The sequence below is a fragment of the Collimonas sp. GW821-FHT07E08 genome, assembly GCF_059418905.1.
The window spans coordinates 19,461-33,038 of record NZ_JBWKQR010000017.1; the positions used below are offsets into that span (position 1 = coordinate 19,461).

The 13,578-nt window shown below is 63.2% G+C and carries 14 protein-coding genes; 5 read left to right on the top strand and 9 right to left on the bottom strand.

The features are described from left to right. Positions 1-11 precede the first annotated feature (11 nt). From AC07RZ_RS20050 to AC07RZ_RS20085, 8 genes are all read right to left on the bottom strand, one after another. Positions 12-806 carry a phosphate/phosphite/phosphonate ABC transporter substrate-binding protein gene (locus AC07RZ_RS20050; protein ID WP_494669281.1) on the bottom strand — a complete coding sequence of 265 codons (795 nt, stop codon included), beginning with the start codon at positions 804-806 and terminating at the stop codon, positions 12-14. Next, entirely contained in the window at positions 803-1,567 is a 765-nt protein-coding gene (locus tag AC07RZ_RS20055) for an ABC transporter permease (protein WP_144737800.1), read from the bottom strand. Before AC07RZ_RS20055 ends, AC07RZ_RS20050 begins: the two co-directional genes overlap by 4 nt. Next, on the bottom strand, positions 1,564-2,496 hold the full coding sequence (locus tag AC07RZ_RS20060; protein ID WP_144737798.1) for an ABC transporter ATP-binding protein: 933 nt from the start codon (positions 2,494-2,496) through the stop codon (positions 1,564-1,566). The genes AC07RZ_RS20055 and AC07RZ_RS20060 overlap by 4 nt, the downstream gene beginning before the upstream one ends. Beyond that, on the bottom strand, positions 2,489-3,694 hold the full coding sequence (locus AC07RZ_RS20065) for an ABC transporter permease (RefSeq protein ID WP_494669282.1): 1,206 nt from the start codon (positions 3,692-3,694) through the stop codon (positions 2,489-2,491). The genes AC07RZ_RS20060 and AC07RZ_RS20065 overlap by 8 nt, the downstream gene beginning before the upstream one ends. Continuing rightward, positions 3,691-4,620, bottom strand: a complete 930-nt coding sequence (gene osmF / locus AC07RZ_RS20070) for a glycine betaine ABC transporter substrate-binding protein OsmF (RefSeq protein WP_494669283.1) — start codon at positions 4,618-4,620, stop codon at positions 3,691-3,693. Before osmF ends, AC07RZ_RS20065 begins: the two co-directional genes overlap by 4 nt. A 31-nt stretch (positions 4,621-4,651) precedes the next feature. Continuing rightward, complete coding sequence (locus AC07RZ_RS20075) at positions 4,652-5,623, bottom strand: fatty acid desaturase (RefSeq protein ID WP_494669284.1); 972 nt, start codon at positions 5,621-5,623, stop codon at positions 4,652-4,654. A 97-nt stretch (positions 5,624-5,720) separates the two neighbouring features. Continuing rightward, entirely contained in the window at positions 5,721-6,119 is a 399-nt protein-coding gene (gene pcaC / locus AC07RZ_RS20080; RefSeq protein ID WP_494669285.1) for a 4-carboxymuconolactone decarboxylase, read from the bottom strand. A gap of 54 nt (positions 6,120-6,173) precedes the next feature. Continuing rightward, positions 6,174-7,064, bottom strand: coding sequence for a LysR family transcriptional regulator (locus tag AC07RZ_RS20085; protein WP_494669286.1), 891 nt, complete (start codon positions 7,062-7,064; stop codon positions 6,174-6,176). A gap of 129 nt (positions 7,065-7,193) precedes the next feature. Here AC07RZ_RS20085 and AC07RZ_RS20090 point away from each other — a divergent pair, with 129 nt between their 5' ends. After that, entirely contained in the window at positions 7,194-7,937 is a 744-nt protein-coding gene (locus tag AC07RZ_RS20090) for an SDR family oxidoreductase (RefSeq protein WP_494669287.1), read from the top strand. A gap of 30 nt (positions 7,938-7,967) precedes the next feature. Here AC07RZ_RS20090 and AC07RZ_RS20095 read toward each other — a convergent pair whose 3' ends face one another. Then, positions 7,968-8,528 carry a cupin domain-containing protein gene (locus tag AC07RZ_RS20095; protein WP_494669288.1) on the bottom strand — a complete coding sequence of 187 codons (561 nt, stop codon included), beginning with the start codon at positions 8,526-8,528 and terminating at the stop codon, positions 7,968-7,970. A 136-nt stretch (positions 8,529-8,664) separates the two neighbouring features. Between AC07RZ_RS20095 and AC07RZ_RS20100 the strand changes: the two genes are divergently transcribed. From AC07RZ_RS20100 to AC07RZ_RS20115, 4 genes are all read left to right on the top strand, one after another. Further along, entirely contained in the window at positions 8,665-9,099 is a 435-nt protein-coding gene (locus AC07RZ_RS20100; protein ID WP_494669347.1) for a YeeE/YedE family protein, read from the top strand. Between the two features lie 10 nt (positions 9,100-9,109). After that, positions 9,110-9,535: a DUF6691 family protein gene (locus AC07RZ_RS20105; RefSeq protein WP_494669289.1), complete on the top strand. Its 426-nt coding sequence runs from the start codon at positions 9,110-9,112 to the stop codon at positions 9,533-9,535. Between the two features lie 358 nt (positions 9,536-9,893). Further along, positions 9,894-12,293: a pilus assembly protein TadG-related protein gene (locus tag AC07RZ_RS20110; RefSeq protein WP_494669290.1), complete on the top strand. Its 2,400-nt coding sequence runs from the start codon at positions 9,894-9,896 to the stop codon at positions 12,291-12,293. 16 nt (positions 12,294-12,309) lie between these two features. Next, positions 12,310-13,452 carry a hypothetical protein gene (locus AC07RZ_RS20115; protein WP_494669291.1) on the top strand — a complete coding sequence of 381 codons (1,143 nt, stop codon included), beginning with the start codon at positions 12,310-12,312 and terminating at the stop codon, positions 13,450-13,452. Positions 13,453-13,578: the final 126 nt, after the last annotated feature.

Genomic DNA, 13,578 nt, shown 5'->3' on the forward strand with positions numbered 1-13,578 from the left:
CCGGCAAGGCGCTACCAGTCGGCCAGGCCGCCGGCGAGGTTCTGTTCCGCCTTCAATGCGCAGATGCGGTAATCCTGCTCGTCCAGCACGGAAAAACCGCTGATGCGCATGGCGCGGCGAGCGTGTTCAAGCCCAGGAGCCTCGATGCTGGCGGCCAGGGCTTGGCGCAGGGCGGCCAGGGTGGCAGGCGGTGTGGTAGATGCGGTGATGAGCGGCAGGCCCGGCATCGGCGTGGTGAACCCGATGGCGGCGAGCCGGGAAAAAACCTCCGCTTCCTGGCGGCTCAAAAAATAGGCGCTGACACAATCGAGCGCGGCAATATCGGCCTTGCCGCCGGCGACCAGCCGCGCCGACTGCCGGTGAGCGCCGCTGAACAGCACTTCCGAGAAAAACCTGCCGTCGCCGGCAAACCCTGCAACCGCGCTGCGCAGCGCGTGATAGCCGGATTGCGAATGGCGCTCGTTGCAGGCGGCAACCGCGCCGTGGAAAGCCGGCAAGGGCTTGGCAGCATCCTCTTTGCGCACCCACAAGCTGCTGCTGTAGTTGGCCTGTTCGCAGCCGGGCAGGTCGAAATGCAAGGCGCCGACCACCTGCACCTTGCCATGCAGCTGCGTGGATACCGGATAACCGCAAGCCTGGCTCAGCAGCAGGCCGGGCTCTTGCCAGTGCTGCAGCAAATCCTGCGGCTGCTCAAGCTGGTGCGGCACATCGGCCATGCCTTCGCGCAGCATGCAATCGCGCAGCCCGCGCCAGAACTGGTCCAGGCTGGCGGCCGGAAACGGGTACATCGGCAATGCACATCTCATGCACTGCCTCCGCCGCGCAATGCAGGGTCTGCCTGCGGCGTCCAGCGCTGTCCCAACAGGTCGAACAGCTGGTCGGCGACGATGGCCAGCAAGGCCACCAGCAGCGCGCCCTGGATCACATAGGCGGTGTTGAAGCCGCTCAGGCCGACGATGATCGGCAGCCCCAGCGTCTTGGCGCCGACGGTGGAGGCGATCGCCGCCGTGCCGATATTGATCACCACCGAGGTGCGCACGCCCGCCAGTATCACCGGCGCCGCCAGCGGCAGCTCCACCCGGTACAGGATCTGCCAGCGGTTCATGCCGATGCCGCGCGCAATTTCCAGGATCGCCGGCGAGATCGAAGACAATCCGGTCATCGCGCCTTGCGCTACCGGCAGCACGCCGTACATGACCAGCGCAATCAGGGCCGGCGTTTCGCCGAAACCGATCAGCGGCACCGCCACCGCCAGCACCGCCACCGGGGGAAACGACTGGCTGATCGCCAGCACCGTTTCCAGCGAAGAGCGGAACGGCCGTCCCGCCGGCCGGGTGACCAGCAGGCCGGCCGCCACGCCGCCCAGCACCGCGATGGCGCCCGACAGCAGCACAATGCGCAGGTGCGCCAGCACCAGCGTGGTGAATGCGTCTTGCAGGTACATGGGGCGCGCCAGCTGCGGGAAGGCGCTGGCGAACAGCGGCGCCGTCAACGGCATGCCAAAGGTGAATCCCAGCAGCAAAAGGCTGCTGGCGGCGAGCCAGCGGTAGCGGTAGAGCCGGTTCATCGCGCCGCCTCCAGCAAATCGGAGAAATGCAGCACGCCGGCAGCCTGGCCGCGCTCGTCGACCACCGGCAGGCTATGCGCCTTGCGGGTGATGAAAGCGGACAGGGCTTCGCGCAGGGTGCTGCTGCTGGAGATCGGCTCGCCCGGTATCGCTGCTTCGTTGCGCACCCGGCCGGCGATCTTGTCCAGCCCGAGCAGGCGGATGCCGACGTCGCTCTGGCCGACAAACCCGCGCACGAATTCATTCTCCGGCGACAGCAGGAATTCGCGCGGCGTGCCTTGTTGCACGATGCGCCCGTGGTCCATCAGTACGATGCGTTCGCCCAGCGCCAGGGCTTCGTCGATGTCATGCGTCACCAGCACGATGGTCTTGCCGGACAGCTTGTGGATATTGGCCAGTTCCTGCTGCAGGCTGGCGCGGGTGACCGGATCCAGCGCACCGAAAGGTTCGTCCATCAGCAGCACGTCGGGATCGGCCGCCAGCGCGCGTGCGACGCCGACCCGTTGCTGCTGGCCGCCGGACAGCTGGTCGGGATAACGGTGGCGGAATTTTTCAGGGGGCAGGTGCAACAGCGCCAGCAGTTCGCTGACGCGCTCATGGATCCTGGCTTTTGGCCATTTCAGCAGGACCGGGACGGCGCTGATGTTCTGCTCCACCGTCCAGTGCGGAAACAGGCCGACTGACTGGATCGCATAGCCGATGCGGCGCCGCAATTGCTCCGGCGAGTGCTCCACGATCGGCTTGCCGTTGAGCCTGATGCTGCCGCTATCCGGTTCCAGCAAGCGGTTCAGCAGCTTCAGCATGGTCGACTTGCCGGAGCCGGAAGTGCCGATCAGGACCACGAACTCGCCGTCCTTGATCGTCAGGGACAGCTCGCTGACCGCTTGCCAGCCGCTGAACGATTTGCTGACTTCGCTGATTTCAATCATGGTTTTGCCTCCGCAAGAGAACGATCGCTACCTTGAACAGCGTATCGGCGCCGATGGCCAGCAGGATCACCGGGATCACGCCCAGCAGCACCAGGTCCAGCGCGCTGCTCGACATGCCCTGGAACATGAGGACGCCGAAGCCGCCGGCGCCGATCAAGGCTGCCACTACGGCCAGCCCGACCGCCTGCACGGTGGTGACGCGGACGCTGGCCAGGAACACCGGCAGCGCCAGCGGCAGCTCGACGTGGAAGAATATCTGCCAGGACGACATGCCGATGCCGCTGGCTGCTTCGCGGACGTCGGCCGGGACCTGCTCCAGACCGGCCAGGGTGCCGTTGGCCATCGGCAGCAGCGAATACAGGCTCAGCGCCAGCAACGCCGGCGGCAGGCCGACGCCGCCGATCCCGGATTGCGGCAACAGGCTGCCCAGCAGCGCCAGCGGACCGATCAGCAAGCCGAACAGGGCAATCGAGGGAATCGTCTGGATCACGTTCAGCACCGGAAACAGCAGCTTGCGCGCCCGCCGGCTGCGGAAAGACAGCGCGCCCAGCAACGCGCCGACGACCACCGCGGGCAATACCGAAAACACGACCAGCTGCAGATGGCGCAGCAGCGCCAGGTTAAAGGCATCCTGGTGATTCTGGTATTCCTTCAGCAGCGACAGGCTATCCAGGTATCCCGAAACGATCAGCGCCACGATCGGCGCCAGCGCCGCGAGTATCACCGCGACCCGCGCCGGCAAAGCCAGGGCGAGGCCGCGCAGCGCCTCCGCCAGCTGCAGCCAGGCGGTCAGCAGCAACAGCCAGAACGCGCCGCCGAACGAGATGCGCGCCAGCGAATCGGCGTCGCCGCTGCGCAACTGGGCTTCATGTCCGGCCAAGGCCAGCAGGCCGCCGCTCAACCCTGCCGCCGCGAGCAGCAGGACAATGCTGCTGAAGCGGGACGGCCGCAGCCAGGGCGCCGCCAGCAGCGGCAGGGCCGGCAGCGCCAGCAGCCAGTAACGCGCGGCCAGCTGGCTCAGCAGGATGCCTTGGCCGCTGAGCAGCCGGTTGGGGGCATAGGTCAGCAGGGGCAGGTTGGTAGCGGCGACGATCGCGACGATCACCAGCAGCAAATGCACCGGATTGTGCAGCTTGCGGGCCGCCAGCGCGGCGCTGCCCACGCGCCATGGCTGGTCGGCCAGACGCGCCATGGTCATTTGATGAAGCCTTTGCTGCGCAGGTAATCGCCGGCGACCTTGCGGCCGTCGCGCCCTTCGATGGCGATGCCGGCGTTGAGTTTTTGCAGCGTCGGGCTATCCAGCGACAGGAACACCGGCTTCAGCAGGTCGGCAATCCTGGGGTACTTCGCCAGCGTTTCGCTGCGGACCACTGCTGTCGGCGCGTAGACCGGCTGCACCGACTTGATATCCTCCAGCGCCACCAGTCCCAGCGCCGCCAGCGCGCCGTCGGTGCCGTACACCATCGCCGCGTTGACGCCGGAAGTCTGCTCGGCGGCGGCCTTGATGGTCGCTGCCGTATCGCCGCCGGCCAGGGTCAGCAGCTGGTCCTGTTTCAATTTGAATCCGTAGGTGTTTTCAAAGGCGGGCAAGGCATCCGGGCGCTCGATGAATTCAGCCGACGCCGCCAGCTTGAAATGCCCGCCCTGGCCGATCCAGCGGCCCAGGTCGGCCAGGGTCTTGAGCTTGTTGGCCTGCGCCACCTCCTTGCGCACCGCGATCAGCCAGGTATTGTTGGCGGGAGACGGCGTCAGCCAGGCCAGCTTGTTTTTATCGAGATCGAGTTTCTTCACCAGCTGGTAGCCGCTCTCGGCGTTTTTCCAGGCCGGGTTCTTTTCATCGGAAAAGAAGAACGCACCGTTGCCGGTGTATTCGGGATAGATGTCGACGTCGCCCGAGATCAGGGCGCCGCGCACCACCTTGGTGGTTCCCAGCTGCAGGCGGTTGACCGTCTTGATGCCGTTGGCCTCCAGCACCAGCTGGATCAGGTTGCCCAGCAGCGCGCCTTCGGTATCGATCTTGGAGCCGACCCGGACCGGTTCGGCAGCCTGGGCAAAAGGAGAAAAGAGGGCGGCGGCCAAAGAAGTGGCCAAGGCGGCGGCCAGCAGGCGAGTGTACAGACTCATGTCGACTCCGTTAGAAGATAGCGATGCCGGTTCAGGCAAATGGATGGATATCGGCAATCACCGGGGTGCTGCGATGGCGCCACAGCAGCGGCAGGTAGCCGTGCTCGACAAAACCGTCGCTGCGTTCCTGGTAGGCCTCGCGCTGGACCAGATAGGCTTGTCGTAGATGGAACCATGGCAGTCCGGGATGCAAGTGATGTACAAGATGGTAATTCAAATTCAGGAACAGCAGGCGCCAGGGCCATGCAGCCTCGTTGATCACCGAGCGTCCGTGCGCGGCTTCGACCGCCCGGTGTTCATAGAAAGAACGCACCATGGTCAGGCTCAGCGCGGGATAAGCGACGGCAAACAGGTAGAACCAGGGGGATATGCCGGCGCGATGCAGGAACAGCAGCAGCATGGCCAGCAGCGCCAGGTGCCAGGCCCAGGTAACCATGGTTTTGCGGTCGCGCTGCCGCCATGCGGCATGGACCGTCTGCGACCATGCCAGCGCCGGCCCGGCCAGCAGGCGGCCGCCGGACGTATTGCGGAAGCGGCGCAAGGACCGTCCCGGCCGGCCGCCGCTCGCGCGCGCTGCATAGTAGGTTTCCGGGTCGGCGCCCGGCAGCGTCAGGTTCTTTTCATCGCGGTGATGGGCAAGATGGCTGTCGCGGTACAGCGCGTACGGATACCACACCGCCAGCGGCAGCTGGCCGAACAGGGCGTTGAAGCGGGCGTGGCGGGTCGGATGGCCGTGTATCAGCTCGTGCTGCAGCGACATGTACCAGGCGCTCAGTCCGATCAGCAAGGGCGTGCCGAGCCATGGGCCCAGTCCGCGCCAATGCAGCACGGTCGCCAGCCAGCCGCCGTAGATCACGGCAATCAGTCCCCAGGTAGGCAATTCCAGGCGGCCCCGCCATGCCGTGGACGGCGGCGTCTTTTCGTCGTTCTGGGCAACGGTGGCGGCCGGCGGCGCGGCCTGGTCAAGGTAATGGAATGCAGGGTCGTAAGGTAAAAAGTACATGCGCGGCTCTCTTTCCATTAGCCGCGAATATATAGTAGGCATATGCCAAGAAAGAACGAATCATTTTGAACAACTATATACGGAATAAATATATGCTTTAGGCGCCGGGGTTCGACGCCTTGCCGGTTTGCTGGTCAGCCAAAACCTCCTGCGCAGCACGGAAAGCATCCACCGCCAGCGGCACGCCGCAGTACACGGTGGCGTGCAGCAGCACTTCCTGTATTTCTTCCATGGTCGCGCCGTTGTTGCGGGCGCCGCGCACGTGGCCTTTCAGTTCCTGGGTGCGGCCCAGGGCCGTCAGCATCGCCAGCGTCAGCAGGCTGCGGGTTTTCAGGTCGAGGCCGTCGCGGCGCCAGACCGTGCCCCAGGCGTTGCGGGTGATGTATTCCTGCAGCGGACGCGTGAAATCGTCGGCGCCGGCGAAAGCCTTGGCCACGAATTCCTCTCCCATTACCTGCCTGCGTATTTCCAGGCCATCTTCGAATTGCTTGTCCATGTCGTTTTCCTTTATCCAGGGGAATTGGTCTTGCCTGCTTCGAGCGAGCTTACATCATGCCGACAGCACGTCCGCGAGATGGTCGTAAACCAGGCGCACCCGCGCCGGCACCGGTCCGCGTTGCGGCCGGTAAATGTACAGGTCCCATGGTTCGGGAGCAAACTCCTGCAGCACCGGCAGCAGCTTGCCCGCGGCAATCTGCTGGTCTGCCATGAAGCTTGGGAGCTGTCCGCAAGCAAGACCGGCCTGTACCAGACCAAGCTCCGCTTCGCCGTCGTCGCAAACGAAACGGTGGCCAGTCGGCAGCAGCAACTGGTCGCCGATGAACGACCATGGCCAGAGGCGTCCGGTGTCGCGGTCGAACAGGGCGCTGGTCGGAAAATCGTTCAACTGCTCGATGCTCTTGGGGATGCCGTACTTGCGTATGAATCCAGGCGTTGCGGCGATACGGAAATGGACTTTGGCGGCCAGCCGCGCCACGAAACGATTGTCCCGCAAAAAGCCGATACGTACGCCGATATCGATTTTCTCATTCACCACATCGGCCAGCTGATCGTTGAAACGCAGGTCGAAGCTGATGTGCGGATTGGCCTTGGCGACATGCGTCAGGGCCGGCACTACCAGCCGCCTGCCCAGCGCGCTCGGCGCTGTTATCCGCACCAGCCCGCTCAGCTCGGCGTCAGCCTTGCCGGTATCGCGTTCGAACAAGCCGTCGAGCTGCCGCACCGTGTCCCGGCCGCGCGCTGCCAGCGTTTCTCCAAAGGCAGTGATCTGTACCCGCCGCGTATTCCGGTGAAACAGCATTTCTCCTTGCAGCTGCTCAAGTTCCTGCACGGCGCGGGTGACTGCCTGCGGCGAGATGCCGAGCTTGACCGCGGCCGCCTTGAAACTGCCGGTTTCAGCGGCTGTACAGAAAATCCGCATCATTTCGAGTCGATTCAGCATCGGATAATTATTCCTTGTATTGGAATTATAAAATCAAATCATTTCCATTGTTTGGCATTAATAATCATCCCATACTTCTTTCATCGCAGGGGGAATGCCACCTGCTTCAACCAGAAAAGGAAGATGGACATGAACACCAATATCGAAGGTAAAGTAGTTGTTATCACCGGCGCCAGCAGCGGTTTGGGCGAGGCAACCGCTCGACATCTGGCAGCGCAGGGAGCGTCGGTGGTGCTGGGCGCGCGCCGCATCGACAAGCTGGCCGGTATCGCCAATGAGATCCGCGCCGCCGGCGGCAAGGTGGAAGTGGCTGCAACCGACGTCACCGATGCGGCCCAGGTCAAGGCCTTGCTCGATGTCGCGGTCAGCAGTTTCGGCCGGGTCGACGTGCTGGTCAACAATGCGGGCCTGATGGCGATTGCACCGATGAGCGAAACCAAGGTCGAAGAGTGGAGCCGGATGATCGACATCAACATCAAAGGCGTGCTGTATGGCATTGCCGCCGCGCTGCCGTTGTTCCAGCGGCAGGGCAGCGGACATTTCATCAATATCGCGTCGGTGGCCGGCATCAAGGTGTTCAGCCCGGGCGGCACGGTGTATAGCGGCACCAAGTTCGCGGTGCGCGCCATCTCCGAAGGCTTGCGCCATGAAGTGGGTGGAACAATCCGTACCACTACTATCCTGCCAGGCGCCGTCGACAGTGAACTGAAGCTGGGTAGCTCGCACGAAGAAAGCGCGAAATTCGTCAAGGACTTTTACCAGATCGCAATTCCGGCGGATTCGGTGGCGCGCGCAATCGCCTATGCGATCGAGCAGCCGGCGGGTGTCGACATCAATGAAGTCGTATTGCGGCCGACGGTCCAGGATTTCTAAAGGCCGCAGCCGGCTTGCCCGGCCGGGTGTTCAGGGCCGGGTGAGCCTGACGATCACATCCTTGTGCTGCGGGAACAGCTTGAGCAGTTCTTCCCGCGTCGGCGTCACCATGTCCTCCATCTCCCATCCGGGCGCGACCGCCTCGCTGACCAGGCCGTACTGGCCCTTGGTCAGCTCCGCCGCTTTCCAGGTCCCGCCCTTGACGGCCAGCTGCAATTGCTGGCCATGCCGGATATCCGGCCCGACCACCACCGCCTGGTACCTGCCGTCAGGGTAGATCAGGTGGTAGGTGATGGGCGCACCCATGTGGTAATACTCGATGCCGTCCGAGCTTTTGGTATGGAAATGGTCTATCGGCGTGTCGTCGGTCAGCATATAGTAGATCGTCGTCAGCGTGCTGCGCGGACCGCGCGCGGTGCTGATCTTGTCGCGCTGGTCGGCCTTGAAGGTTTGCCGGAAATAGCCGCCTTCGAAATGATGCTCCAGCTGCAGCAGCTTGATGACCTCGTCCTTGTCCGGGATGGCCGGATTGTCTGCCCGGCAGGCGCCGGCCAGCAGCAGGCCGCCGAAGAAGATAGCGAAAAATTTCATGGACCACCTTTTTTGAAAGGGATGTTGCGGAATCGGGCGCGGCATCAACCGTGCGAAAATAGGCAAGCTTCATCAACGGCTTGGCAAAACAACTGAGCAAGAACCGGGCCAAACATTCATCCTCAAGGGAAACATGATGTCTATCGACTGGAGCGCGTTCACGCCATGGGCGGCCTTGCTTGGCGGTTTGCTGATCGGCCTGGCCGCAGCGATGTTCGTATTGCTGAACGGCCGCATTGCTGGCATCAGCGGCATCCTGGGCGGACTGTTGCGGCCGGCGCGCGGAGATATCGGCTGGCGCACTGCCTTCTTGCTAGGCCTGATCGGTTCGCCGCTGGCGTACGGCTTGTTTGTCGCATTGCCGGCGGTGCGGATTGACGCCGGCTACGGCGCCTTGACGCTAGCGGGGCTGCTGGTCGGCGTCGGCACCCGTTACGGCTCCGGTTGCACCAGCGGCCACGGGGTCTGCGGCCTGTCGCGCCTGTCGCCGCGTTCGCTGGCGGCCACCGTCGTCTTCATGGGGTGCGGGTTCGTCACCGTATATGCGATACGCCACCTGTTTGCCGCTTAAGGAAAAAACCATGCTTATCATCACATCGCTGCTTGCCGGCCTGGTGTTCGGACTGGGGCTGATCGTTTCCGGCATGGCGAATCCGGCCAAGGTGCTTGGCTTCCTCGATCTCGGCGGCGCGTGGGACCCGTCGCTGGCGTTTGTGATGGCCGGCGCCATCGCGCTGGGGCTGGTGGCGTTCTCTTTTGCAAAAAAACGCAGCACGTCCTTGATCGGCGCCGAGATGAGGCTGCCGGCCGCGCGCCACATAGACCGCCGCCTCGTGATCGGCAGCGCCTTGTTTGGGGTGGGGTGGGGGATTGCGGGCTTTTGCCCGGGACCCGTCCTGGTGGACCTTGGCATGGGCGAGACGAAAGCGCTGGTGTTTGTTGCGGCGATGCTGGCTGGCATGGCCGTATTCGAGATTGCCGAAAGGCGCTTGCGCGCGGCCAGATAAGCGCATTGCATACGGCACGGCCCCGACTGCTGTCCTGCCGTCGTTTAAATTTCCTAAAGCAATTCACCATGCGTTGACTGGAACGCGCGCACCTGTGCGTTCGAAAGCCGGCGCGCAGGCTGGTTCTCGCCAGCGTCATTATCCGGTAACAAAGTGCAGTTACCATCCGGAAAGATTTTTAACGCGTCTTACCAGGAACGATGGATCCATCGTTCATTCGCGCAAACTTAAATTCCACTCAGGGTAACGACATGGTGCTGAAATTCAGCGTGTCCTGCGCAGGCAACGCACGGCCGGCCGATCCATCCGCTTTGCGTGCCGTGGCGCCGGGACCGGGACCGCTGCCATGAAACACGACATGACCAGGCGCTTTCATTCCGGCCGCCGCCGCCGCTTGCCGCGGCGCGCCAGCCACGCATACAGCCGCGGCGCGGTGCTGCCGATCGGGATCTTTTTCCTGGCGGTGCTGTGCGTCGGCATATTTTCCGTCTACAACCTGTCGCAGGTGACGAGCGACAAGCGGCGCCTGGTCAACGCCGCGGATGCGATTGCCTACAGCACCGCCAATATCGCGGCGGAGGGCCTCAACTATACGGCCTACACCAACCGCGCCATGATCGCGAACTACCAGGCGGTGGGCCAGATGACGGCGATGTGGTCGAACATGACCATGTCGGACCAGTACTGGAAAAACAATACCAAGGTGATGAAGGCCACCGCTGCGCTGACCAAATTCATTCCCTATATCGGCGCCGGCATGTCGAGCATCCTTAACGCCGTCTCTACGTTCGGCAAGTACTGGGAAAAAATCGTCGACGGCGTGCGCGTCACCAGCCAGGTGCTGGCCAATGCCGGCACCGCCACCACCTCGCTCACCAACTACGCGATTTTCGCTTCGCAGCAGGTGCACCTGGCCACTACCACCTCGGCCATGATCGCGATGCAAAAGGAACTGCTGACGGCCAACGCACCGCGCGCCGAGTTTGTGCCGCAGACCATCATGTACCAGGTCGCCAAGAGCGTGGTGGACTTCGGCAGCATGATCAAGCTGCACCAGCCGCCGCGCAAGTTCATGGGCAGCACCGAGATGAAGACCAAGCTGCCGGACAGCACCGGCACGGCCGAATTCAACCTGGTGCACCGGGTGATGATGCAGGACATGATCAAGCTGACCAGCGCCATGGGCGGCCGCCGCCTGTTTCCCAACGCGGTCGGCCTGTGGGCGGTGGACGGCTGCAACCTGAGCGGCATCAACGGCATCCTGACCGGCCTCTCGGCCAACGGCCTGGAACAGATCGTGCCGGCGCTGCAAGGCAACGTTGCGGCGGACGTCATCGGCCCGGTGATCGAAGCGTTCATGAACACGGTGGGCCTCATCGTCAGCCCGATCATGTGCCTCTACGAGCGCACCGGCGGCACCCGCATGATCCAGATGCAGGACGGCACCTATGCCTGGAGCAATATCGACATCATGGAGATCAATCCGCACCTGTTCAATATCCACATCCCGATGGCCGGCGCGGTGACGATGTCCAAGGTCGGCCGCCAGGGCCTGGACAAGAACCAGGAAGTGCCTGAAGACCTGGCCAAGTTCGTGGAGGTGGTGAAAGACACTTCCTCCTGGAAGAAATCGTTCTGGGGCGAGGCTACCGGCATCGACGACTGCCTGTATTTCACGCTGCCTAGCGGCGAGCTCTATGCGCCGCGGATAAGCGGCGCCTGCGGCTCGCTGTCCGCCGGCGCGGCCAAGAAATACTACGAGCGCGGCGTCATGAATATCGCCGGATCCTCCGGCGAGCGCGCAATGAAGGGCCAGCCGCAGATCGCCACCGCCAGCCAGACGCTCAACAACGCCGCCATGGCGACCCTGGAGCCGGTGATCAATGCGGCCGGCGCCGGCGTCAATTCCTCCAATTCATCCCAATCCGCGGTAAACCTCCCGGACGCCAACGCCGGCAACCTGAGCGGCGTGCTGGGCGGCGCGCCGGCCGGCACGCCGGCTTCCGGCGCCGCGCTGAATGCGCCTAATCCCGGCAGCGCCGACGCCGAAGTGGCAGTGGCGACGGCGATGGCGCAGCAGGCGGTGAATTTCCAGCAGCTGTCGAGCCTGGGCGGCAATGTCGCCACTTCCATTTCGAACATGCTGGGCAGCGGTTTTTCGCTCGCCACCTCCGCGTTCGACGACCCGCTGGACGCCCCCAGCGGTTTTGTCCAGTTCATCCTCAAGGCCCTGGGCCTGGGCGACTTGATCGACGTCCTTGGCATGCGCACCTCGCGCGGCACCGAAACGCTGTTCCAGAAACCCGGCCTGGGCGGCGTGGTGGCGGCCGACATGGGATTGCCGGCGGAACGCTTCGGCCTGTGGGAAATGCGCGGCGCCAACATGGGCAACTACCAGCTGGGCGACCGCGCGGCCAGCAACCTGTTTGTGGCCAGCAAGGAAGTGCAAGACAACGCCTTGAAGGACCTGGGGCCGTCGTTCGTGGTGGCGCTGCAGCAGACGGTCGACAAGACGCCGCTGCGCCCGGAAAGCAAATTCAACCTAGGGCGCGCGCCCATGAACGATTACGACACCGAACTGAAGCAGGATTACCTGAAGGCGATCGGCAAGGCGCGCGTGTATTACCGGGCGCCAGTGGAGCGCTGGACCACGCGCGGCCAGATCGTGTCGCACGCCAACCTGATGCTGCCGTACTGGAACGCCCGCCTGGAAGGCTTGAACTACCCTGAAAAAGCGCTGTTTTTCATCATCAACTAGAGCTCATTTCATGCCCATGCTGCCTACCAGATCCACCGCATCGCCCAGCTTGCGCCGCCAGCGCGGCCAGGCGCTGGTCGAATCCATCATTGTCTGCAGCCTGTTCATGGTGTTCCTGTTCGGCCTGCAATGGGTGTGGCGCTTCGGCGAACTGAGCCAGCTCAATGCCGAGGCCGCGCGTTTCGCGATCTGGGAACGCACCGCTTACAAGACAGGCGCCGGCGCCGAAACGCAAGCGCTCTACAGCAGCGACGGCAACCTGGGGCCGCAGGTTTTCCGCAACGTCTACCTGACGCCGCGCGGCGCGCGCCAGTCGCAGGGCGAGGGCGGCAACGCCTTGATGCAGGACCATCCGGACTGGATGAGCACGGCGGCGCGCTTTTTTACCGGCACGATGAAGGGCGCGACTTTCGGCTCGCTGTCCGGCAATGCCTTGAGCGTCGTCACCAATTCGGACAAGGCGCCCGGCGGTCCGATGGGCTTCGATCCGACCCATAACACCTTGACCCGCCTGAAGCTCGATGACAAACCCTACGAGCGGGTGCAGGTCAACGGCGCCATCGGGTTGGGCGATTTCATCACCGATTTCCTGCAGCAGCGCTTCGGCATCGCGCCTGGGGTCGACAGCGCCGCCGCCGGCGGCACCAACGTTACTGCGCTGGGCAGCCTGACCATGGTCACCAATTCCTGGTCGGCGCCGGGGGCGGTAGCGATCAAGCGCATGTTCGACGAGCTCAATCCGCTGGCTTCCAGCAACAACGTCGGCATGGTGCTGAACAACGGCAAGTATGGCAACTTGTCGCAGCTGATCGGCGGCGCCTCCGGTTTCGGCAGCAATTACCGGGTCGACAAGGTTGGCATCAACCCGGCGCAAGTATCGACGCTGGTGTCGCAGGGGATGGGTTTTGACTACAACAGCCTGAAGAACCCGGGCGACCTGATAAAGATATTCAAGCCTACCGATGAATACAAGGAAAGCTTCGTGTTCAAGGCGGCGACCATCGAACCCGAATACGTCGGCATCATCTGCAAGGCAAAAGTGCCGAATTCGATCCGGCTGACGCAATACACCCAGGATGAACTGTGTCCGTCCGGCACGGTGCGCGCGCGCACGATTTCCATGTTCGATAATCCGGCATGGAGGTTTGTGGCGCCGTAGGGAAGTATTTTGGAAATGGTATTAATTCGGTGAAAAAATCATTGATATTCAATGTATTACAGATCAATTCTGCCAATTTGGATTAAGTATTGAGCGCAATAAAAAGACGTTTTTATTCAATCACTT